Source organism: Enterococcus viikkiensis (genome assembly GCF_005405345.1).
GTDB classification, from domain to species: domain Bacteria; phylum Bacillota; class Bacilli; order Lactobacillales; family Enterococcaceae; genus Enterococcus_A; species Enterococcus_A viikkiensis.
Map to the genome: position 1 here is coordinate 1 of NZ_BJDW01000027.1, position 22663 is coordinate 22663.

Below are 22663 nucleotides of genomic sequence, written 5' to 3' on the forward strand. Positions count from 1 at the left end.
AATTCTTTTGCGGGAACTATCTTGAGTGTAGCACAAATGACTTTTTTATTTGTCTAGCTTAATTTTACAATCGGCGATTCTATTAAATAAATCATCGAACATAACTTAAAAAGGAGTGTCTTTTTTTGAAAAAACCAATCATCGGTATCGCAGCGAATCAACATTATCAAAATAACCAAGATTTTTTTGATCAACAATTTACTTATAGCCCTCAAGGTTTTATTGATGGCGTACACCAAGCCGGAGGCATTCCTGTTTTGCTTCCTATCAGTGATCCTGAGCTTGCCGGTGAGTACATCCAAACAATCGATAAACTATTATTAGCGGGTGGTCAAGATGTTACGCCTTTCTTGTATAATGAAGAACCGCATCCAAAGCTTGGTCCGACAAGCATCGATCGAGATCGTTTTGAAATGGCTTTGATCAAAGAAGCCATCAAGCAAGACAAGCCAATCTTGACTGTTTGCCGTGGGACACAACTTCTGAATGTGACGTTAGGTGGGTCTTTATATCAAGACTTGTCAGAATATCCTGATTGGGAAGTCAAACACGATATGTTTCCAACGGTTCCTGACTTTGGTTTACATTCAATTACGATTAAAGGTGATTCCACATTAGCTCCCTTATTTGGAGAGCGTGCACAAGTAAATTCATACCACCATCAAGCATTGAAAGACTTAGCTGAAAGTCTCGTCCCAATCGCATGGTCTTCTGACCGAATTGTCGAAGCCGTAGAGAGTCGCGAACAAAACAATAAAATTCTAGGCGTCCAGTGGCATCCTGAATTAACCCGTCAAAATGATCCAAAAGAACAAAATCTCTTTGATTTTTTTGTCCAAGAATTTGAGTAATTTTTAAAACAGATACGATACAACGAGAGCGAAGAACAAAAATTGTTCTTCGCTCTCTTATTTTAATCATCTTCAGGAGTGATTTCAACGAATGAACTGCCGACAAGATCCATTTCAGGATCCTTTGCAAGGCGTTCAAAGTAATCTTTTGTTTCTTTAAATACTACCGGACTTAGTAGAATCAATGCGACGATATTTGGAAAGGCCATTAAGCCGTTAAAAATATCAGCGATTGTCCAAACTGCTGTCACAGTCAAATAGGGCCCAATGAAAACTGCGAAAATATATAGTACGCGAAAAGCAGTAGAAAATTTAGTATTTCCACCTGTTAAGTAGCTTAAGCAACGTTCTGAATAATAATTCCAACCTAAAATTGTCGTAAAGGCGAAAAAGGCTAAACAAGTCATCAATAATAACGAAGCAATGTTTTGCGAGATCGGCAAGGCCTCGGAAAAGGCAAAAATAGTCACAGCGGATCCTTCTAACCCTGTTTTCCATGCTCCAGTTAAGATGATGGCCATTCCGGTCATGTTACAAACAACTAATGTATCAATGAACGTTCCGGTCATGGATACCAACCCTTGGCGTACAGGTTCTTTTGATTGCGCTGCCGCTGCTGCGATTGGTGCACTCCCCAGCCCAGATTCATTAGAGAAGATTCCACGAGCGATCCCTTTTTGCATTGCAATCATCATAGCTCCTAGTGCGCCACCAGAAACAGCCCGTAAACCAAAGGCGCTTTGGACAATTTCAACAATTACCGCTGGCAACTTTGTAATATTAATTACGATCATGAACAAGCATAAGCTGACATAAATCACGATCATTAATGGAACAATAATTTCTGATACGCGGGCGATTCGTTGCACGCCTCCGATCAATACAATTGCAACTAGTAATGTAACCACTGCTCCTGAAATAATTACTGCCCATGAATACTGATTACCAAACAAAGTGATCGTATTCGCTTTGTTTGGATCAAAAAAAGTTTCCGCAGCTGAAGTAATTCCATTGATTTGAGCAATTGTTCCAATTCCGATCACACCAGCGATTGCTCCGAAAAAGGCAAACATTTTAGCTAACCATTTCCATTTTTGACCCAACCCATTTTCAATGTAATAAAATGGCCCGCCTAACGCTTTCCCGTGGTCATCAAAAGTTCGATATTTCACCGCTAATAACCCTTCGGCATACTTAGTCGCCATTCCAAATAATCCGGCCAATTCCAGCCAGAACAAAGCACCAGGTCCACCAGCTACAATGGCAGTGGCGACACCTACAATATTTCCAGTGCCGATCGTTGCAGATAACGCTGTACACAATGCTTGAAAGCTGGTGACATCCCCTGCACCGCCTTCTTCATTTTTAACCATATACTTCAATGCAAGTGGCAATTTACGAAGCTGAATCATCCGACAGCCGACAGTCAATAAAATACCGATTCCTAAAATCAATAGGATCATTGGTGCTCCCCAAATCAAAGAATTAAGATTTGATAAAAAACCATCCATGGTACCCCTCCCTTTTTTTGCCATTTTACCACATTTTTTAATTGAACGTTCATTTTATTGAAATAATACTTGTTTTGCATTATTAAATTCCTCATTTTGAATGATTTTTAGACTGTGAACTCTTTTTTTTGAAGCAATGTCCTTTTTTATAAATAAAAAGCATATGAAAGAGTCATTGACCCTTTCATATGCTCGTAAACAGTTTTTATAATTAATTAAAAATCAAACTTATCCGGATCGGCATCTAAGCGTTCATTAATATTCAACCCATCAATTTGTTTCATTTCCTCATTGCTTAATTCAAAATCAAATACCTCAAAGTTCTCTTTAATCCGTTCTTCATGAACAGATTTTGGAATGACGATGATCTCACTTTGCAAATGCCAGCGAATAATCACTTGAGCAGCTGTTTTTTGATGCTTCTCACCGATTTCGATAAGAGTTGAATTTTGCAAAATTTTTCCTTGTCCTAGAGGTGACCACGCTTCAACTGCGATCCCAGCTTGCATCAAATATTCCCGCAATTCTACTTGTGTCAACGTTGGATGTAGCTCAATCTGATCCACCATTGGCTTGATTTTAGCGGTAGTCATCAGTTCTTCAATATGATGCTGGTGGAAATTAGAAACACCAATCGCTTTTGCCCGCCCGCTCTCGTAAATTTCTTCCATTGCCCGCCACGAGTCATTGAATTTTCCTTCCACCGGCCAATGAATCAAATAAAGATCCACATAATCAAGACCTAAGCGCTCCAAGCTCTCATCAAAAGCCTTATGAGCGGATTCGTACCCTTGATCGGCATTCCACAGCTTCGTAGTCACAAACAATTCTTCACGTTTGATTCCCGATACGCGGATACCTTCGCCAACGCCCTTTTCATTTTTATAAACAGCAGCGGTATCGATCAGATGATAGCCACTTTCGATGGCCCACTTAACAGAATTCGTCGCGTCCTTTTCCTCCACACGCCAAACGCCTAAACCTAAGCGCGGCATTTCAATTCCATTGGCTAATCGCTTCGTATTTTTCACCAACTTACCTCCTCATTTGGGTACTGTAACCTATCGTATCTTTTTATTGTGAGGGTCTTTTGACATTGGGTCAACTACTTTGTTTATTTAGCTTTACGATTATTTTGCATAATAGAAATCGATTGCTTCAATGCAGTCCATGCTCCACCTTCACTATAAACCAAAACATTGGATTTATATAATTGTGCAGAGAAAGCCGTTAAGAAAATTGTAAAGACAATTAAGATCCCGAGAGAAACGAAAGCACTAGACATTTCGGCTGTGCCCGTTGCCAAACGGATCGGCATGCTGTAAGACGATAAGAAGGGAATGTATGACGTAATTTTAATAATCATATTGGTCGGATCAGAAGCACCTAAGATTAAGCCCAGCATATACCCGATCATTGAAAGATACATCACTGGCTGTACTGCCTTGGCGGTATCCTCCGGCTTACTGACTAACGATCCACACAACGCCGAAAGAACGGCATATAAGAATATTCCAATCAACATAAAGCCAATAATCAAGGCAACGTTTGTTCCTAAAAGACTCTTGATAGAGACATTATTTATGAAGCCTTGCAGTATCGGTAGATCCTTAAATTGACGGAAGGCGACAACAATCGCCACCACGTAGATCAATAGTTGCGTCAAAGCTACCAGTAAAACACCTAAAAGCTTGCCGTAGTAATGACTCTTGGCTTTCATGCTGGATAGTAAAACCTCCATAATCCGTGTACCCTTTTCCGAAGCGATCTCCTGAGCGATAATCGAGGAATAGCTAGTGATGAACATAAACATAATGATCGTCGTTAAGAAGCTTAAAATAAATTGGATACCGGAATCCCCATCGTCACTTTTCATTTCTCCATTCTCAAAAGAGACCTTGGTTGAATCAAATTTTGCCGGTTCCATTACCTTTTGTACTTGGGCCGTGGTTAAATTCAACTGACTCGCGCGAATACTTGCCTGCATTGAACTTAAGATTTGTTGCAATTGTGTTTCCGTTGAGGTGCCTAGCGATGCTTTACTATAAAGTTTCCCAGATAGTTGATCTTCCCCTATTTTTAAATCAAGATAGGCGTCAATTTTTTTATCTTCCAGTTGCTGTTGCGCTTTTTTATCGCCATCCACCGTTTTAAACGTATAGTCTTTGTTTTTCGTCTTTGCCAACTGCTCCGCTACCGCCGGTTGGTCAGTCACGATCCCAATCGTGCTGATATCATTGGCATCCCCGAAGAAATGTTGAGACAAATAGAAAATTCCCATCACGAAAAACGGCGCTAAGATCATAATAACGAATGCCGTGGATTTCACGTTTTTCTTGTAAACGTCTTTAATGATAATGCCCATTTTACTCATTTGACGCACCTGCTTTCCATTTAAAAATTTCTTCAAGGGTTGGCGGTTGCTGATTAAACATTGGGATATAGCCATCCTTCGTCGCCTCTGTAAAGATTGCTTGCCCAGCGCTAGGATCATCTAAAGTAATGTCAAAGCTACCATCCTCTTTTGACAGCACCGACTGCACACCTGGAAACGCGTTTAGTTGTTCTTGCGTCATATGTGATTCCAAATATAATTTACTCCGACCAAAGGATTCGCGAATTTCATGAACCTTACCATTCAAAACAGTTTTACCGTTATTCAACATAATCAAGTGGTCACAGATTTTTTCAACATTGTCCATGTTGTGACTAGAGAAGATGACACAAGAGCCCTTTTCCTTTAACTCGATGATGCCATTTTTTAGTAGTTCCGCATTGACTGGGTCTAATCCGCTAAAGGGTTCATCCAAAATAACTAGCTTTGGCTCATGAATCAGTGTTGAGATCAATTGAACCTTTTGCTGATTCCCTTTAGAAAGGGATTTTACTTTATCGGTTTTCTTTCCTTTGACTTGGAACTTTCCCATCCATTCGTCAATTTTAGGGGCGATTTCTTGTTTGCTTTTTCCCCGCAACGAGGCAAAGAATAATAATTGATTTTCAATCGTTACTTTTGGATACAACCCACGCTCTTCAGGCAAGTAGCCAATCATGTCGTAGTCTTTACCAGACAGTGGATGTCCATTCCAAGAAACAGTTCCAGAATCCTTCGATAGAAAATCTAAAATCAAACGGAAGGTTGTTGTCTTCCCCGCTCCGTTTTGTCCAATCAATCCTAAAATTTTCCCGTCTTCGATCGTAAAATCCATATTATCTAATGCCTTATACGTGCCGAAGCTTTTACTCAAGTGCTCAACTTGTAACATTTCCTCACTCCTTATAATTTCTTTTTGAAATAAAAATAGCCCGCCAGATAACTGATTAGAAATACCCATAGCAAACAAGTTGCCGTATACATTAATTCCCTTGAAATAAAACTGCCGATCATACTCAGAAGAACTAAGACGAAGCTCATTACGAAGCTAGTGAAACGAAGTGCTTTGCCGTTGATCTGCACATTTCGTTCATCCGTGCGCGCAATACGCTGCATTCTCAATTTTTTTGGGTCTTGCATAATCTGACGATTCCGCAAAATGAAAAGAATGAAAACAATTGTGATAGAGGAAAAAAAGCCCATTAAAAAGCCCGCGGCGGATTCACTGATTTCCAGCTGATAGACTCGCGGCCCAATCAGAAGAATTACCATACAAACAATCATGAAAAGGACCGCTATAAAATAGCTTATATTAAACTTACGCAATTTCTCACGATATTCGCGGTCAGCTTTGGATAATTTTTCCATCATTCTTCTTCCTCCTCTTCAAAAATAAAAATATCTTCAATCGTCAAGTCAAAAAAACGAGCAATCTTATAGGCTAAAATCAACGAAGCATTGTAACGACCATTTTCCAAAGAAATAATCGTTTGACGTGTCACTTCTAATTGGTCAGCCAAATCGCTTTGGGTCAGCTTGCGCTCTTTCCGTAACTTTTGAATCCGATTCTGCAAACGATCACCCCTTCATGTACAGTGTCCTTTACTTTTGTTCCAAAAAGTATAGCACCCTTTACTTTTTATGTAAAGGGTGCTATACATTATTTTTTCTGTAGTTGTTGGTGCGTCTTCTCAGCGACTGCTTTTGGCAATCCGACTTTTTGTAATTCTTCGATAGAGGCCGCTTGAATATTTTTTAATGATTTAAATTCCTTTAGCAGCATTTTTTTACGTTTTGGTCCTAATCCATCGATATGATCCAGTTTCGAAGCAAAACTATTTTTACTTCGCAATTGCCGATGAAAGGTAATGGCAAAGCGATGGACTTCATCTTGAATCCGCTGCAACAAGAAAAATTCTTGCGAGTTACGTTCCAGTGGGACAACCATTAATTCTGGGCCGTACAATAATTCACTGGTTTTATGCTTATCATTTTTCGCCAACCCCGCAATTGGAATGTCTATCCCCAATTGATTGGCCAGCACATCCTTGGCAACATCTACTTGGCCTTTCCCTCCGTCGATCACAATCAGATCCGGGAATGGTAAGCCTTCCTTTAAAACTCGAGAATAGCGGCGATAAATAACTTCTCGCATAGAGGCATAGTCATCGGGGCCTTTAACGGTTTTGATTTTGTATTTACGATATTCTTTCTTAGCTGGTTTTCCATCGATAAAAACGACCATCGCTGAAACTGGATCGGTCCCCATGATATTGGAGTTATCAAAAGCTTCGATCCGTATTGGCGCCGGAATATTCATCGCATCGCCTAATTTTTCCACGGCTCCAATTGTCCGAGCTTCACTGCGACCAATTAAGTCAAATTTTTCATTCAAGGCAACCTGTGCATTTTTACCGGCCAGTTTCACCAATTTCTTCTTTTCTCCTCGTTGTGGTTGCAATACCTTCGTATCCAGCATCACTTCGACACTTGGCTTGTCGATACTGTCCGGGATCAAGACTTCTTTTGGAATAAAATGCTCATTTTCCTGATAGAATCGTCCAATATAAGTTAAGAAATCTTCCTCTGCTTCATTATAAAAAGGGAACATCGAAACATCTCGTTCGATCAATTTTCCTTGACGAACGAAGAAGACTTGCACACACATCCAGCCTTTGTCTGTCGCATAACCAAAAATATCCCGATCGACCAGATCCGTATTCGTCATCTTTTGTTTGGTCATGACAGTTTCAATCGCTTTAATTTGATCACGATATTCCGCCGCCTTTTCAAATTCCATATCCAATGCCGCTTGATTCATTTTCGCAACTAGCTGATCTTGAATCTCAGTGTGTCCGCCATTAAGAAAGTTTTTGATTTCTTCTACCATGTCTTTATAGACTTGTGGGTCTACATGAAAGGCATAGGGACAGAGACATTGACCTAAATGGTAGTACAGGCACGGTGTTTTTTGTGACGGCTTGCATTTTCGTAACGGAAATAGGCGATCCAATAGTTTTTTGGTTTCATTCGCCGCGTTGACGTCAGGATACGGACCAAAATAATGGGCCTTGTCCTTCAAAACTTTCCGAGTAATCATCAAACGTGGATATTTTTCGTTGGTGATTTTTAAAAATGGATACGTCTTGTCGTCCTTCAACATGATATTGTACTTAGGATCATTTTTCTTGATCAAATTGATCTCAAGTAGTAATGCTTCGATGTTGGATTCGGTCACTATGTATTCAAAATCTTCAATCTCGCTAACTAACCGCTCCGTCTTGGTATTATGACTGCCAGTGAAATACGAACGGACACGATTTTTTAAAATTTTGGCCTTCCCTACATAAATAATCGTACCATTTTTATCTTTCATTAAATAGCAGCCCGGTTGATCTGGCAAGATCGCTAATTTATTCTTGATTCTTTCGTTCATGCGTTGTTTCCCTTCCCATCAAAAAGACTTTTGAACTGCCTATAGTTAGTATACTACCACTCTTTCTGATGTCATTCTTTCAGGTCTTCTTTTGTAGAAATAAATTTTAATCGTAAAAAGAGAGATACGACAAAATCTGTCATATCTCCCTATTCATGAATAGCGTGACAAAAGTAACTTCTGTCACAACCTTATCCTTACATTACATATGAGTCTTGATTAACTCTTGTAGTTGATCCTTTGTATGAACACCAATCACTTTATCAACAACTTGTCCATCTTTTTTCAAAACAAGAGTTGGGATGCTCATAATGCCAAATGATGCTGGCGTTTCAGGATTTTCATCCACATCCATTTTTACGATTCTGAATTCATCTTCGTCATATTCTTCAGATAATTGCTCTAAGATCGGTGCTTGCATACGACAAGGACCACACCAAGTTGCCCAAAAGTCGATTAAGACAAGTCCGCTATCTGTTTCTTCGCTAAACGTTTTATCAGTAACTACTTGTGACATTTGAATTCCTCCTATATTCGCTTCGGATACTAATTGTGTATCCTTTTTCTTACTAAAAGTAGTATAGCACGCTGGCTTTTTCTACGCTACTCTTCTGCTTACACTTGTAAACTATTTAAATGTTACCACCGTTGCACCATTGCCGCCTTGGTTTGCGGGAGCAAATTCAAAGCTTTGGACATTGCGATTATTTTTCAGATAATCAGTGATTCCCTTTCGTAACGCACCGGTTCCTTTGCCGTGAATGATGCGAACTTGGGCAAAGTTTGCAAGTAGCGCTGCATCAATATATTGATCAACTTCCGCCATCGCTTCTTCATAACGTTTACCGCGTAAATCTAGCTCAGGCTTCACGCGGGCACTCGCCCCCCGTTGAACGCCGGTAACGACTCGTTGTTTGGGTTCTTCGATCGGCGTTGTTAACGTCATATCCGCTTCTGCAACAGTCATCTTCAAGATTCCTAATTGGACTTGCCACTGATCGTCGCCCACTTTTTTGATCAATGTTCCTCGTTGACCATAAGTTTCTACGATGACTTCATCGTTTGGCTTAAATTGTTTTTTGGCTTTCGCTTTTTGCAGCACTTTATTTTTAGTCAGGTGCTCGTCTTGTTGTAAATCAGCTAATTGGCTCTTGGCATCAATCAACTGATGTTCTTTCACATTACCTTGCCCAGACAGCTGCATTTGACGGATTTCTTTGATGATTTTCTCCGCGTTTTCTTGTGCTTCATTAACAATTTTATTTGCTTCTTTACGAGCCTTGTCCATTTCTTTTTCGCGTTCATCAAAGAAATAAGAATAGGCATTTTTCAAGTCACGATACAACTTTTCAGATTCATCGACATAATGACGAATCTCCAAGTATTCGGTTTCCGTTGCTTTTCGTTGGTTTTCTAAATCAGAGATCATCTCGTTCAAATCTTGGCTTTCCTCGTCAATGATCTGTTTTGCACTCTCAATCACCGTCGCGTCTAAACCTAGTCGGCGAGAAATTTCGAAAGCATTACTACGACCTGGCACGCCAATCAACAAGCGATACGTCGGGCTTAACGTATCGACATCAAATTCCATACTGGCATTGATCGTATTCGAACGATTGTAGCCGTAAATTTTTAATTCTGGGTAATGGGTCGTCGCCATGACGTAGGCAGATTTTGTCCCCACCTCATCGAGAATCGCGATCGCCAAAGCCGCACCTTCTTGCGGATCAGTCCCCGCTCCCAGCTCATCAAATAAAACCAAACTGTGTTCATCGATTTTATCTAAGATTGACACGATGTTTGTCATATGAGAAGAAAAGGTTGATAGGCTTTGCTCGATGGACTGTTCGTCACCGATATCCGCAAAAATCTCATCAAAGATTCCCATCACACTTTCTTCAGCGACTGGCAACGGCATCCCTGCTTGACCCATTAGTTGCAAGAGTCCTAATGTTTTTAAGGAGATCGTTTTTCCCCCGGTATTCGGTCCGGTAATTACTACCGCTTGAAAATCTTCACCAATCATGATGTCATTGGCCACCGCTTTGTCTTGATCCAATAGCGGATGACGAGCTTGTTTGAAATAGACATGATTTTCATGATTGATGGTTGGGACGACTGCTTTTAAGTCTTTAGCAAACCGCGCTTTCGCATTCATTAAGTCAAAACGGCCTAAAACATAGGCGTTATGTAAAATATCTTTACGAGGGGCCACTAATTCAGCTGACAGCTCCGCTAAGATCCGTTCAATTTCCGTTCGTTCCGCAATTTGCTGCTGACGCAAACGATTGTTTAATTCGACGATTTGTTTTGGTTCCATAAATAATGTCTGCCCAGAAGCACTTTGGTCGTGAACCACGCCGCCAAAAATACCGCGATATTCTTGTTTTACCGGAATGACATAGCGATCATTTCGCATCGTGATCAGGCTGTCACTCAAATACTTCGCGTTTTTTCCACGAATCAATCCGTCTAGCTGTTCACGAATCGTCTGCTCACTGCGTCGGATTTGGGCCCGGATTGTCCGTAATTCCGAGGATGCTTCATCTCGAATACGCCCATCTTCTTCTACTGAGCGACGAAGTTTTCCGCTCAGTTCAGGCAAAGTTGTAAGTTGATCTTCCCAAAAATAAAGCCGTAAAAATTCTTGCTCGCTGTCTCTTAAGTCTTCAATAAAACGAACCAACTCGCTAGTCGTTGAAAGTACCCGAGATACTTCCGCTAATTCCAACCCGTTCAAGTTAGCACCAATTTCGATTCGTTTCATGTGGGGGTTGATATTGTTCAATTTAGGAATCGGCAGTCCCCCTCGTAAACGTTGAACCTTCATGGCATCCTCGGTTTCGTCCAGCCAAGCCTGAATGGTGGCCTCATCACTAGAAGGCTGTAGCTGGCGGATTTCTGCCTCGCCTTGTTCCGTGGTTAAAGATTGTTGAATCTTATTTTTTACTTGTTCGAACTCCAATGTTTTTAGAATGCGTTCATTCATTTTTTCACCTTCTATATCTAATTAGAAAGACCTCGCGAACTTCTTTTGCTTTTCCACAATTCGTTCACGAAGCCGGACGTTGAGCGCCCTGATCTTCCACCAATCGGTTCTTTCATTAAATAAACCGAAACCTGTCAAACAGCGTCTCGGTCTTTACTTTATGCAATAGTCACCCAATAATTCTGGTGACCCATAGATTTTCAAACATCGGACTCAAGAATAATGAGTGTTCGATGATAAAACGGGCCAACCCACTTTTTTCCAATTGATCTTGAACCAAAGCCATTGGTACAAAGCTGACGGCTTTCAATAGTAAGAAAATCGCGAGATACACAATGAACACTTGCAAAATCCCAGCAATGAGTCCGTCATATTGCGGGATCATCACTCGAAATAGCAAATCTTTAAAAAAGATGGCGATTAGATGGGTCAATAACCAGCCAATAACTAAAATCAAGATAAAAGCAGTCCCTGCGTAAAAAGCTTTGTCCAGATTAAAGGCCTGCTCGATGGAATAGTAAACCATTTTGGAATTGCTCGTTACTGACGGGTAAGGAACGAATAAATCTAAATGTGAGCCTAATCTCTGATAGAACATCATGGCCACGACAAATGACAGTGCGTAGCCGACAACAAATACTAACTGATACGCCAGCCCTCGCCGATAACCTGAGTAAAAAGAAAGTAAGATTGCAAATAAAATTACCAATGTTAACATAGTATCCCTCACTTATTTATTTGCCGCTCTTTTTTGGATCTCACGCTTGCGGTTTTCGTTGACAATTTGTTGTGCCTCTACGTGATTGCGGATTGGCACATCGCCTTGTCCATTTTTCCGCATGATTTCTTTAGCTTCAGCCTCGATCGCTTCGATTTTCTTGATGCGATTTTCCAGCTCAAGATTATGCGCCGCCTGTCCATCTAAAGTGAACTGTTGCTTTTCCATTTTAATTAATTCTTCTTGTTTCTTTAACTGGTCCGAAACCGCATTGATTGCTAACAACATAGCAGCATTTTCTTGTGTGATCTCAGGAGATAAAGACATAATTTCATTTAACTGCTCATTGACCACCGCGGTGACCATATCCATATGTTGCTTGGATTCTTGGCCAATGATAGTATAAGTCTGACCGGCAACGACTGCCTTATAGCGGTTTTGCGCCATAGTGATCAACCTTCCTAAAAACTTATTTTACTTAAATCACGTGATGACAAAAATACTAGTATATTATATGCTAAAACCATTCGTATGTACAACTTTCACCAATCAATTACTAATTAATTAAAGAAAAGAGAAAATTTATGAGCGCGACTGTCCTAAAATTAACAAAATCAGAAATCCAAAAATTAAGAAATTATTACACAGACTATTTGTTACACAAAAATGTTCCTTACAGTGAGTTCTCAGCCAAAAAAAATGGCGTAAGCATTACCGCCTACACTTCTGGTAAAGTTTTGTTTCAAGGAAACAATGCTGAGACCGAGGCGGCTCGCTGGGGCAAACCAGCCACAGCGTCAACTAAGACCAGTGGGAGTCTACCGGCGAATTTTGCTTCATTGGCTGTTCTAGGCAGTGACGAAGTTGGTAATGGCAGTTATTTCGGTCCCCTCTGTGTTTGTGCTGCTTACGCGGATAATGAACATCTAACAGCATTAAAAAAATTAGGCGTCAAAGATTCCAAGATGCTGACGGATGACCAAATTCGCAGTATGGCAAAAACGATCAAAGAATTGATTCCCTATAAATTATTAGTGCTTCAGCCGGAAAAATATAATGAAATCCAGCCAAAATACAACGCGGTCCGCATGAAAGTGGCCTTACATAATCAAGCGATCCGATTACTGTTAGAACAAATCGCACCGGTAAAGCCCGATGCGATTTTAATCGACCAATTCACTCCTGAAGCCAACTATCAAAAATACGTAAAACAAGAGACGCAACCTGTAAAAGAAAAAATTTATTTCGTCACTAAAGGCGAGCAGTATCATCTAGCTGTGGCCGCAGCATCGATTATTAGTCGAGCTAGTTTTTTAGAGGAATTAGACGCCGCCTCACACACACTAGGAGCCAAGGTTCCGTCTGGTGCCGGTAAGCCTTCTGATGAATTAGCAGCGAAACTATTGCGTCAAGGTGGCATGTCCTTATTAAAAAAATATGCAAAGCTCCATTTTGCCAATACTGAAAAAGCTCAAAAACTAGTTTAAAAAGAGAACCAACCCACGAAAATTTTGGGCTGGTTCTTTTTTCACAACTTCGTCGCCCAGATAAGACTTACATTTCACAATGCAGGAGGTCTGCTAAACCATTCTTCTCAACAACTAAACGCCGGCTTGTAATCCTAACTGTAATTGGCCAGGTACATCGGCTGAATCAACGGTAGCCACCTTTTTTTCGGCACTAATTACTGCATTACCGTCAGAAAGAATCATCAAAAAACTTTAACTAATTTAGCTGGTAAAAAAGTAGTATCTATTTTTTAGTTTTTTTGATAGTGAGCCGGTAAGTAAAAGCCATATTTTTCTTCAAATAGCTTTCCAACTTGAAACAGTAGATCCTCTCTTCCGCGGGCAGCGGTAAATTGGATTCCTAAGGGCAGACCTTTTTCCGTTACAGCGGTAGGTAAACTGATTGCTGGCTGACCTGTCAAATTGGCGAGCTGCGTATAGGGAGTGATTCGTAAACTTTTTTCAAACATTCTCTCAACCAATTTTGCCAATTCATTTTCAGATAAACTAGATGATACTGTCAATCCATCTCGTATTTCTGGACTTTGCAGATCTTCTGTCAGTTTCGGCGCAGTCGATGCAGTAGTCGGTGTCAATAATAAATCATAACGAGTAAACAATTCTTCCATTTGATAAGCTGCTTGATCCCATTCATTTAACGTTTGGATGTAATGGGCTGCCGAAATTTTGCGACCATATTGATAGATTCCCCAAGTCATCAGTTCCATGTCATTTATCTCAAGGGGGCGAGCCAAGTTTTTTTCAATTCCCGCAAACATCGCCGCCGTTTCTCCGCCATTCATTAAATAATAGCTATTGATTAACTGACGCCCATTTACTGGATAAGAAATCATCTCTACTTGATGATGTTGCTTAATCAAAAAATCTCTGGCCGCTTCAACGGCTTTCACCGCTTCAGAAGAAACCTCTGAGTCAATAGGGGAATCGATGATAACCGCAATTTTCAATTCTTTCTTTTGGGCTGCTGTGTGCTGTTGCCATTCTATTTTAGAAGCCTGGTAAGGCGCTGCACTAGCAATTCCACGCATTCCGTAAAAAAGTCGTTCGGTATCTCGCATGGAGACAGTCAAAGCAAAATCGATCGACGCTCCCTGCCAACCTCGCCAACCAGAAGGTCCCGCTGGCATCGTTCCTCGCGAAGGCTTTAAACCGATCAAGCCGCAAAAAGAAGCCGGAATCCGAATCGAACCGCCACCGTCACTAGCCGCCGCCAACGGAACGATTCCCTCTGCTACAGCACTCGCTGCGCCACCGCTGGATCCTCCTGAGTAGTGATCCAAATTCCATGGATTTTTTACGAGACCATAAATCTCTGCATCGGTAATATTTTTAAAGCCAAACTCTGGCACATTGGTTTGAGCAAAAGGAATCAGCCCGTTTTTTATTAATCGCTTCGTAAAGTAACTCGTCTGATTTGATCGATGTTCTCTCAATAATTTTGATCCCGAGGTGTTTAACCAACCTTTTTTTTCTTGTCCTAACATTTTTAATGGAATCGGCAAACCGGCGAAAGGCCGTTCAAGAATGTTTGCCTGATTTTGATATTCTTGCACTGCATCTTGTTCCATTGTAGAGACAAAAGCATTTAAAACAGAATTTTTCAAACGTGCCTGTTCTGAAAAAACTCCTAGTAATTCAGAAAAGCTGACTTCTTTTTTCCTTAGCTTTTCTGCCCAATAAGTAGCATCCTTCACCCATAACACCGCCTTCTTAAGTTTGCTTCATTATCACAAATATTTTCCATGAATACTAGTAAAAGACCTGACGAGCAGTATGACAGCTTTACTCGACAGGTCTTTTATACTCAACTTAAATTTTTTTCAGAACATCAGACTCTGGGACATGTTTAAAGGAACAGCCACGTTCTTCAACAAAAATATCATAGGAACGGTAGTTTATTCTGGAAGATCGCGGAAAATCAGCAAGCTCAATGACACCAGTTAAAATATCGTTTGCGACTCTAAATTGTACAATATCCTTCAGCACATATTTCGAAGGTGATACCTGCCCCATAGCCCACACATCCAATCTTTTTTGAGTTAATTTTATATTCTACCGAAATATGATATTAAAGCAAGAAAAAAGATTTATTAGAAAACCCTAATCAAAAATCGTTGAAGACCGATGGTGTATCCGTGGAATTTTGATTACTTGCACGTATTCCATGACAAACTCTGTAAATTTAACAGTAAGGATCAGTATCCCTACAACGAGCTTTCGCAAACGGTCCTAGCTGCGATAAAAGCCACGAAACGAGTATCGTTTCGTGGCTTTTATGTATATTTTCGCTGAAAATAAACCTCTAAGCGGCGCTGCAGATGACCGATCCCAATACACAAGATCCAATAAATCAATGCAACTAAAAGATACATTGATAAATAATCAAACGTGCGCCCACCAACGATCTTAGCCTTTTGGAAAATATCTGGCACTGTGATCATCGCCGCCAAAGAAGTACCTTTCACCAAATCCATCGCCACATTACTCAAAGCTGGAATTGAAATGCGTAGCGCTTGGGGCAAAACAATATACCACATCGTTGGCAAAAAACGATTGCCTAATGCATAGGCAGCATCCCACTGTCCTTCATTAATCCCGGCGATCGAACCGCGATAGATTTCACCAATAAAGGCGCTACTAGTCAAACTAAAACAAATAATCGCCGCTACCACCGCATTTAACTGATAAGGCAATCCAAAATACAGTAAAAATAATAGAACTAGTGCCGGCGTCCCTCGCAAAAAGGATAAATAGAAACGGACAAATACTTTTGCTGGTTGAAAGGAAACAAAGTTCAGCACAGTCATCACAATCCCTAATACATTGCCAAAGAAAAAAGCAGCAAGACTGATTCCTAGAGTGTAGCCGATCCCGCTTAAAAGAAATGGCAATGAATCAACCATCAGCTTAAAATCAATTGTTGGGATATACATTAGTCTGCTGAAACCTGCTCAGTCACTGTCTGTTTCGGTTTAACGGAGACATCCGTCCCGAAATACTGCTGAGAAATTTTTGCTAAGGTCCCATCGGCTTTTAAGTCTGCCAGTGCTTCATTGATTTTTTCTTTTAAAGCTTTTTGTTTTTTATCGAACAGAAAACCGGAAGAATTGGCATTGAAATAGACATCTTCCAAAATTTTTACTGGAATGTCTGGTAAGGCAGCTACCGACATTTTTTGCAAATAATAGTCATTCAAGATCACATCGGTGCGTCCATTCGCTACATCGGTCAAATATTGATCGTTGGTGGCGTTATCATACGTTACCGCTTTAGCACCATACTTTTCTGCAATCTTCATATAACTCGTATTAGGTTCACCGGCGGCTTTTTTATCCTTTAAATCCTTTAAGGAATGGATCCCTGAATCGTCACTTTTTCTGACGATCATGCTGTCAAAGGAATACTTGATTGGCGAAGACAGTGAAAATTTCTTTTCTCGCCCTTTTGACATCCCAAAATCGTTGGCAGCAAAATCAGCTTCTCCACGATTGACGGCCGTCACTTGACCATCTACATTGTATTCTTTAAAGTTAATTTTTAACTTTAACTTTTTGGCGACTGCTTTGGCGACATCGACATCGTAGCCTACCAATTTATTCTCATCATTATAGTAAGAAGACGGAAATAATGTCCCTGAGGTAGCGACTGTCAGCGTTTCTTTATCCGCAATCTTTTTCCAACTCTCATCCTTGCTAGCTTGACTATTACCACAAGCGGTAAAAATCAAACTGGCCATTAACAACGTTAAACCGATCCACCATTTTTTCATCACTATCGACTCCATTCAATTATTGAGACTTTAAATCTTGGTATAGTTATAACACATAAAAAAAATCAGCTATAGAAAGTTGCCTATGAAAAACAGCGCTAACACAGCATTCCAATTCCTTCTTTGTGTGATAATACAATCATTTAATAACTAGCATTATTTTGCGCAGATAAAAAGAGCATCCGCTAAGCCGATGCTCCTGTTTTGGCATTTGATTATAAATAGCGATTCTCTCTTAAAACTGTTTTTTTGATGTCTGCCACCGTCTGAGTGCCAGCCAGTTGCATCACCATCTCTAATTCCTTTTTGAAAAACTCAAAGACTTGTTGGACGCCGGTTGCACCTCCAAGCGCCAGCCCATAAATAACCGGCCGGCCAATCGCCACTAAATCCGCTCCCGAAGCCAGTGCCTTAAAAACATGCTGTCCGCGACGTATTCCGCTGTCAAAAACGATTGGTACTCTCCCAGCAACTGCTTCGGCGACATATTGTAAGGAATCAAAAGAAGCGGGTCCCCCATCTAATTGGCGACCCCCGTGATTTGAAACCCAAACTCCAGACGCTCCTGAACTAATTGACCGTTCTACATCTTCTTCTGATTGAACACCTTTAACATAGACTGGAAGATCGGAGTTGCTAGCGATAAATTCAACATCTTTAGGGCTCAACTTTTGCTTTGAGGAACCATAGACCGCATCCATCGTCTGACCGATCCCAGATTGATAAGCTTGCACAATTGGCATTGCTAACGGAAAAGTAAAGCCATTCCGACGATCTGTTTCACGATTACCGCCAACCGTTGCATCGGCCGTCAATACGATGGCTTTCGCTCCATTTCGTTTTGCCATCGCTAAAATATCGCGATTGATACTATCTTCTTTACTCATATAAAACTGGAACCATTGGGGCGCATCTGCTCCGCCAGCTTCACGAATTTCTTCCAACGTACAAGACGCATAGGAACTTGCTGTATAGATTGTTCCAAAACGTGAAACGCCTTTAGCCGAAGCCTTTTCAGCCGCTACATTGGCTAGCCCATGAGCCGCAACTGGTGCCATAATAATCGGCACTGACAATGTTTCTCCCGCAAATTCTATTTTCGTATCCGGCAATTCAATATCTTCTAATACATGAGGGATAATCAGTTTGTGATTAAAAGCCCTTTCATTTTCTTGATAAGTAAAAACATCTCCGGCACCGCTGCTAATATAACCATAACCACCTTTAGGAATGACCTCTTTAGCCCCCTCTTCTAAATCAGTCATATTAATAAAATCAATTGCTCCTTCTGCGGTACTTGCTTGATAAATTTTTTCCATCTCGATCCCACCTTCAAAATAATAACGTTTACATTGTTGATGTTACGCTACCTATGAGGCAGTGACAAATGATTTGTTTATAGCCTTATTTTGTTAAAATGCGTAAAAAGAATTCAGTAAAATAAAAAAACTGAACCTATCAAAGGTTCAGCTTTCTAGTTTACTTATTCTTCTTCCGCCATGAACGTATTGAAGACTTCTTCAATCATATCCCATTCAGCATCTGTTTCAATTTGTTCCAATTCACCTTCGCTGCCGTCTTCGTTTTCAACATAAGCATACGCTTGTAATTCAACGTCTTCATCCTCAGGTGCACCCGCTGGATAAAGTAAGACATAATTGCGATTGAATTCTTCTTGACCATCAATCGTCAAAAGAATTTCGTATAAGGTTTCATTTCCTTCATCATCCACTAAAGTAATCATTTCATGTTCGTGATCATGATCGTGGTCGTGATTGTGATCGTGTGTGTGTTCGTGTGCCATTGCCATTCCTCTTTTCTAAAGTTTGTTGCCTGCCCGATCCAGATAATTCTGTAAGATCATGACAGCTGCAAGTTTATCAATAACTTTTTTTCGTTTCGAACGTGAGACGTCCGCTTGTTCAACTAACATCCGTTCCGCTTGGACAGTCGTTAGTCGTTCATCTTGAAACTCTATCGGCAGATCAAAGAGCTCTTTGATCTTATCCGCATAGGCTATAGAAGCTTCTGCACGCGGTCCGATTGTATTGTTCATATTTTTAGGAAGCCCAACGACAAATTTCGTGACTTTGTATTCTTTGACCAATTCACCTAAGCGTTCAAAACCAAACTTCCCATTTTCTTCGTCGATCCGAATAATCTCGACACCTTGAGCCGTCCAACCAAATGGATCGCTTACCGCGATTCCAACAGTCTTTGAGCCAACATCTAGGCCCATTACTCTCATCGAATATCTATACCGTGATCTTTCAAGTAATATTTAACTAACACTTCCATGACCTCATCGCGTTCATGACGACGAATCAAGTTCCGTGCATCTTGATAACGAGGAATATACGCAGGATCGCCTGATAGTAAATAGCCGACGATTTGGTTAATCGGATTGTAGCCTTTTTCAGCTAAAGCATTGTAAACAATCGTCAATGTCTCGCTAATTTCTTTCTTACGATTATCATCAAAATCAAAACGGACTGTTTCATCTGTGTATCCCATTTTCTCACACCTCTCCTTGGAATTATCAACAACTATATTTTACTAAAAGAAGACAAAACTTACAAATTTTGCAAGCTGCCAATCTCTTGGCTTTAGAAAATCTTCCGAATTATTATAACACGGTTTAAACTTGAACAGGTGCTTTTTTCGTAAGCATCTTTTTTTCTTTTAGACTAAGGGCTCGGTATACTAGTTAAAAAGGAGGAAAAAAATATGTTAAATAGATTTTTCAAGTTATTGGCCTGTATCATTGGAGTTGAATTGGTCGGCTCACTTTCTGGCTTTTTCGCAGGTGATATTCCAGCAATCTATGCTCAATTAAATAAACCTCCCCTCGCTCCTCCCGGTAGTATTGTAGGAATCGTCTGGGCGGTTCTCTATGCACTGATTGGCTTGTCCTTGTTTTTAATTATCGATAGCAAAGAAAGACGAAAAAAAACTTACGCCTTTAGTCTTTTTGGAATTCAATTAGTCTTAAACTTTATTTGGAGCATTATTTTTTTTGGCGGCACCCATTTTTGGATAGCCTCGTTTATTAGTTTATTACTCCTGATCTCTATTGTTCTTAGCATTCGTGAATTCCGCTTCTTTTCTAATGTAGCGATGATGTGTTTTATTCCTTATCTGTTATGGATCATCTTTGCGACCTATTTATCTTTCGGATTAGCTATCTTAAATTAATTGTATAAAAAACGCTTGAGGAAGTTCCTCAAGCGTTTTTGTGTTTGGATTAGTAAAGCTCTAAGTATTGATCGCGTTCCCACTCCGAAACAGTCTGACGGAAGGCTGCCCACTCCATCCGCTTCGCTTCATTGAAGTTGGAATAGATATGATTGCCTAATGCATCAACCATGATTTGGTCTTTACGTAATGCTTTGATGGCATTATGAATCGTAGAAGGCAAGTCATAAATTTCTGCTTCTTTTCGTTCTTCTTCAGTCATCACGTAAATGTTGCGATCGACTGCCGCTGGCGGTGTCAATTCATTGCGGATACCATCTAAACCGGCTTCTAATAAAACAGCCATTGTTAAATATGGATTTGCTGCTGGATCGACTGAACGTAATTCTAAACGAGTGGATAAGCCGCGAGATTCTGGAATACGAATTAATGGTGAACGATTGCGTCCGCTCCAAGCCACATAAACAGGCGCTTCAAAACCAGGGACTAAGCGTTTATAAGAGTTAACGATTGGGTTACATACTGCCGTATATGCACGTGCGTGTTTCAAAAGGCCTGCTAAGAATTGGTATGCCGTTTTACTTAATTTCATTGGACCATCTTCGTCATAGAAAACATTTCCCTCTTCATTAAATAAAGACATGTTGCAATGCATACCTGAGCCGTTAATTCCATAAAGTGGTTTTGGCATGAAGGTAGCGTGTAGACCATGTTTACGGGCAATCGTTTTAACAACCAACTTAAACGTTTGGATATTATCACAAGCTTCAATCGCGTCCGCATATTTGAAGTCGATCTCGTGTTGACCCGGAGCCACTTCATGATGTGAAGCCTCTACTTCAAAGCCTAAACTTTCAAGCTCTAACACGATGTCACGGCGACAATTTTCTCCTAAATCAGTTGGGGCAAAATCGAAATAGCCACCTTTGTCATTTAAGTCTAAGGTTGGATCACCATTTTCGTCCATTTTGAATAAGAAGAACTCTGGTTCAGGTCCTAAATTAAATGAAGTGAAGCCAAATTCGTCCATCCCTTTTAACACACGTTTCAAGTTCCCACGAGGGTCTCCAGGAAATGGTGTTCCGTCTGGACTATAGATATCACAGATTAAACGTCCTACTTTGCCATGCTCACTTTCCCACGGGAAGATCATCCAAGTAGACAAATCAGGGTACAAATACATGTCACTTTCTTCAATCCGTACGAAGCCTTCGATTGATGACCCATCAAACATCATCTTATCATCTAAAACTTTGTCCATTTGGCTAACGGGTACTTCGACGTTCTTGATTGTTCCCATAATATCGGTAAACATCAGACGTAGAAAACGGACATTCTCTTCTTCGACAATTCGCTTAATATCCTCTTTACTTAGATCTTTTTTCGGCATAATATCTAATCCCTTCTCTTCACTCTTCATTTTTTATATTCCACAATCGCTAGAGCTTTGGCCCTTGTGATTGATATGGATTTTGTTGATGTAACCCACCTTGTGTTAGCATTTCGTCATAAAAGATACGTCGGACGTCTTTATCCGTTAACGGTGGTTTTTCCTTGGCGGCTTTCACTTCTTCTTGCCGCATTTGATAAACGTGCTTGATCCCCGCCATATTCAGCCCGTCGGATAAATAATCTTTGATTTCTAACAATACATCAATATCATTGAGAGAATACATCCTACGGTTTCCTTCGCTGCGCTCTGGATGAATCAATTCTTGTTCCTCGTAGTACCGAATTTGTCGCGCAGTTAAATCTGTCAACTTCATAACTGTACCAATTGGAAAAACTGCAAGGGAACGCCGCAATTCTTTTTCCCGCATAACATTTCCTCCTTGTTATTTGATGTTGAAAAAAGGATACCAAGCGATAGACCAATTGTCAAGAGCTAATGTTAGATATTCTTACATAGACATATTGAATGTTCGCTTTTCCTAGTTCAGCCGTAAAAATTCAACATTTTGCGAATGGTTACGAACTTGCTATACTAGCTATAAACGACAAAGGAGACAAAAATGATCTTTGAACGTGGCGAATTAGTAGAATTAAAAAATAAAAAAGATCCTATGGCTGGTTTTATTGGACAAGTCATTCACTACCAAGCAGACATAAAAAAATATTTAGTCCAATTTAGCCGTGATCAAAAAGGATACTTTGCTGAAACAGAACTAGAATCAAAGAAAGTCTAAAAAAAGACCTATGACAATAAATTGTCATAGGTCTTTTTGGCAAACAATCAGTAAGACACTTATCGCTTCTTTTGAAAAGATCGCTCCGTTTCTTAAAATCAAAAA

25 protein-coding genes are annotated in these 22663 nt (G+C 40.3%); 4 read left to right on the top strand and 21 right to left on the bottom strand.

Annotation, left to right across the window (positions count from 1 at the left end; all coding sequences use genetic code 11):
- The first annotated feature begins 125 nt into the window (after positions 1-125).
- Entirely contained in the window at positions 126-851 is a 726-nt protein-coding gene (locus tag FFM67_RS10955) for a gamma-glutamyl-gamma-aminobutyrate hydrolase family protein (protein ID WP_137614601.1), read from the top strand.
- A gap of 62 nt (positions 852-913) precedes the next feature.
- Here the strand turns inward: FFM67_RS10955 and FFM67_RS10960 are convergent, their stop codons facing one another.
- The 11 genes from FFM67_RS10960 to zapA all read right to left on the bottom strand — a co-directional run bounded on the left by FFM67_RS10960 (position 914) and on the right by zapA (position 12326).
- Positions 914-2362, bottom strand: a complete 1449-nt coding sequence (locus tag FFM67_RS10960; RefSeq protein WP_137614602.1) for an alanine/glycine:cation symporter family protein — start codon at positions 2360-2362, stop codon at positions 914-916.
- 215 nt (positions 2363-2577) lie between these two features.
- Complete coding sequence (locus tag FFM67_RS10965; RefSeq protein WP_170178036.1) at positions 2578-3357, bottom strand: aldo/keto reductase; 780 nt, start codon at positions 3355-3357, stop codon at positions 2578-2580.
- Positions 3358-3476: 119 nt separating this feature from the next.
- Entirely contained in the window at positions 3477-4736 is a 1260-nt protein-coding gene (locus FFM67_RS10970; RefSeq protein ID WP_137614604.1) for an ABC transporter permease, read from the bottom strand.
- Positions 4729-5628: an ABC transporter ATP-binding protein gene (locus FFM67_RS10975; protein WP_137614605.1), complete on the bottom strand. Its 900-nt coding sequence runs from the start codon at positions 5626-5628 to the stop codon at positions 4729-4731. Before FFM67_RS10975 ends, FFM67_RS10970 begins: the two co-directional genes overlap by 8 nt.
- An 11-nt stretch (positions 5629-5639) precedes the next feature.
- Positions 5640-6107, bottom strand: coding sequence for a DUF2178 domain-containing protein (locus FFM67_RS10980; RefSeq protein WP_246042983.1), 468 nt, complete (start codon positions 6105-6107; stop codon positions 5640-5642).
- A complete protein-coding gene (locus FFM67_RS10985; RefSeq protein WP_071861073.1) occupies positions 6104-6310 on the bottom strand; it encodes a helix-turn-helix transcriptional regulator in 207 nt (68 codons plus the stop codon). Before FFM67_RS10985 ends, FFM67_RS10980 begins: the two co-directional genes overlap by 4 nt.
- A gap of 86 nt (positions 6311-6396) precedes the next feature.
- Positions 6397-8172, bottom strand: a complete 1776-nt coding sequence (uvrC, locus tag FFM67_RS10990; RefSeq protein WP_137614606.1) for an excinuclease ABC subunit UvrC — start codon at positions 8170-8172, stop codon at positions 6397-6399.
- A gap of 202 nt (positions 8173-8374) precedes the next feature.
- Positions 8375-8689 carry a thioredoxin gene (gene trxA / locus FFM67_RS10995; protein WP_137614607.1) on the bottom strand — a complete coding sequence of 105 codons (315 nt, stop codon included), beginning with the start codon at positions 8687-8689 and terminating at the stop codon, positions 8375-8377.
- A gap of 111 nt (positions 8690-8800) precedes the next feature.
- Positions 8801-11161 carry an endonuclease MutS2 gene (locus FFM67_RS11000; protein WP_137614608.1) on the bottom strand — a complete coding sequence of 787 codons (2361 nt, stop codon included), beginning with the start codon at positions 11159-11161 and terminating at the stop codon, positions 8801-8803.
- Positions 11162-11330: 169 nt separating this feature from the next.
- Positions 11331-11879 carry a CvpA family protein gene (locus tag FFM67_RS11005; RefSeq protein ID WP_137614609.1) on the bottom strand — a complete coding sequence of 183 codons (549 nt, stop codon included), beginning with the start codon at positions 11877-11879 and terminating at the stop codon, positions 11331-11333.
- Positions 11880-11891: 12 nt separating this feature from the next.
- Positions 11892-12326: a cell division protein ZapA gene (gene zapA, locus FFM67_RS11010; RefSeq protein WP_137614610.1), complete on the bottom strand. Its 435-nt coding sequence runs from the start codon at positions 12324-12326 to the stop codon at positions 11892-11894.
- Between the two features lie 137 nt (positions 12327-12463).
- On the opposite strand from zapA, the gene rnhC reads away from it, so the two are divergent.
- Positions 12464-13366, top strand: coding sequence for a ribonuclease HIII (gene rnhC, locus FFM67_RS11015; protein ID WP_137614611.1), 903 nt, complete (start codon positions 12464-12466; stop codon positions 13364-13366).
- Between the two features lie 272 nt (positions 13367-13638).
- Here the strand turns inward: rnhC and FFM67_RS11020 are convergent, their stop codons facing one another.
- The 8 genes from FFM67_RS11020 to FFM67_RS11055 all read right to left on the bottom strand — a co-directional run bounded on the left by FFM67_RS11020 (position 13639) and on the right by FFM67_RS11055 (position 19691).
- A complete protein-coding gene (locus FFM67_RS11020) occupies positions 13639-15102 on the bottom strand; it encodes an amidase (RefSeq protein ID WP_137614612.1) in 1464 nt (487 codons plus the stop codon).
- A 115-nt stretch (positions 15103-15217) separates the two neighbouring features.
- Positions 15218-15421: a hypothetical protein gene (locus tag FFM67_RS11025; RefSeq protein WP_137614613.1), complete on the bottom strand. Its 204-nt coding sequence runs from the start codon at positions 15419-15421 to the stop codon at positions 15218-15220.
- A 260-nt stretch (positions 15422-15681) separates the two neighbouring features.
- Entirely contained in the window at positions 15682-16341 is a 660-nt protein-coding gene (locus FFM67_RS11030; protein ID WP_137614614.1) for an amino acid ABC transporter permease, read from the bottom strand.
- The gene (locus tag FFM67_RS11035) at positions 16341-17177 is read right to left on the bottom strand and encodes a transporter substrate-binding domain-containing protein (RefSeq protein WP_137614615.1); all 837 of its coding nucleotides are present in this window, start codon (positions 17175-17177) and stop codon (positions 16341-16343) included. Before FFM67_RS11035 ends, FFM67_RS11030 begins: the two co-directional genes overlap by 1 nt.
- Before the next feature lie 215 nt (positions 17178-17392).
- Positions 17393-18496 (bottom strand): lactate oxidase, encoded by a 1104-nt coding sequence (locus FFM67_RS11040; RefSeq protein WP_137614616.1) that lies wholly within the window; start codon positions 18494-18496, stop codon positions 17393-17395.
- A 164-nt stretch (positions 18497-18660) separates the two neighbouring features.
- The gene (locus tag FFM67_RS11045; protein ID WP_137614617.1) at positions 18661-18981 is read right to left on the bottom strand and encodes a DUF1292 domain-containing protein; all 321 of its coding nucleotides are present in this window, start codon (positions 18979-18981) and stop codon (positions 18661-18663) included.
- 15 nt (positions 18982-18996) lie between these two features.
- Positions 18997-19425 (bottom strand): Holliday junction resolvase RuvX, encoded by a 429-nt coding sequence (gene ruvX, locus FFM67_RS11050; protein ID WP_137614618.1) that lies wholly within the window; start codon positions 19423-19425, stop codon positions 18997-18999.
- Positions 19422-19691, bottom strand: coding sequence for an IreB family regulatory phosphoprotein (locus tag FFM67_RS11055; protein WP_010739601.1), 270 nt, complete (start codon positions 19689-19691; stop codon positions 19422-19424). Before FFM67_RS11055 ends, ruvX begins: the two co-directional genes overlap by 4 nt.
- A 213-nt stretch (positions 19692-19904) precedes the next feature.
- On the opposite strand from FFM67_RS11055, the gene FFM67_RS11060 reads away from it, so the two are divergent.
- Entirely contained in the window at positions 19905-20372 is a 468-nt protein-coding gene (locus tag FFM67_RS11060; protein WP_137614619.1) for a TspO/MBR family protein, read from the top strand.
- Between the two features lie 49 nt (positions 20373-20421).
- Here FFM67_RS11060 and glnA read toward each other — a convergent pair whose 3' ends face one another.
- Together glnA and FFM67_RS11070 are read right to left on the bottom strand one after the other, a co-directional pair.
- Positions 20422-21762 (bottom strand): type I glutamate--ammonia ligase, encoded by a 1341-nt coding sequence (gene glnA / locus FFM67_RS11065; RefSeq protein WP_137614631.1) that lies wholly within the window; start codon positions 21760-21762, stop codon positions 20422-20424.
- A gap of 49 nt (positions 21763-21811) precedes the next feature.
- Positions 21812-22192: a MerR family transcriptional regulator gene (locus FFM67_RS11070; protein WP_137614620.1), complete on the bottom strand. Its 381-nt coding sequence runs from the start codon at positions 22190-22192 to the stop codon at positions 21812-21814.
- Between the two features lie 192 nt (positions 22193-22384).
- Between FFM67_RS11070 and FFM67_RS12305 the strand changes: the two genes are divergently transcribed.
- The gene (locus FFM67_RS12305; protein WP_170178033.1) at positions 22385-22558 is read left to right on the top strand and encodes a hypothetical protein; all 174 of its coding nucleotides are present in this window, start codon (positions 22385-22387) and stop codon (positions 22556-22558) included.
- Positions 22559-22663 lie beyond the last annotated feature (105 nt).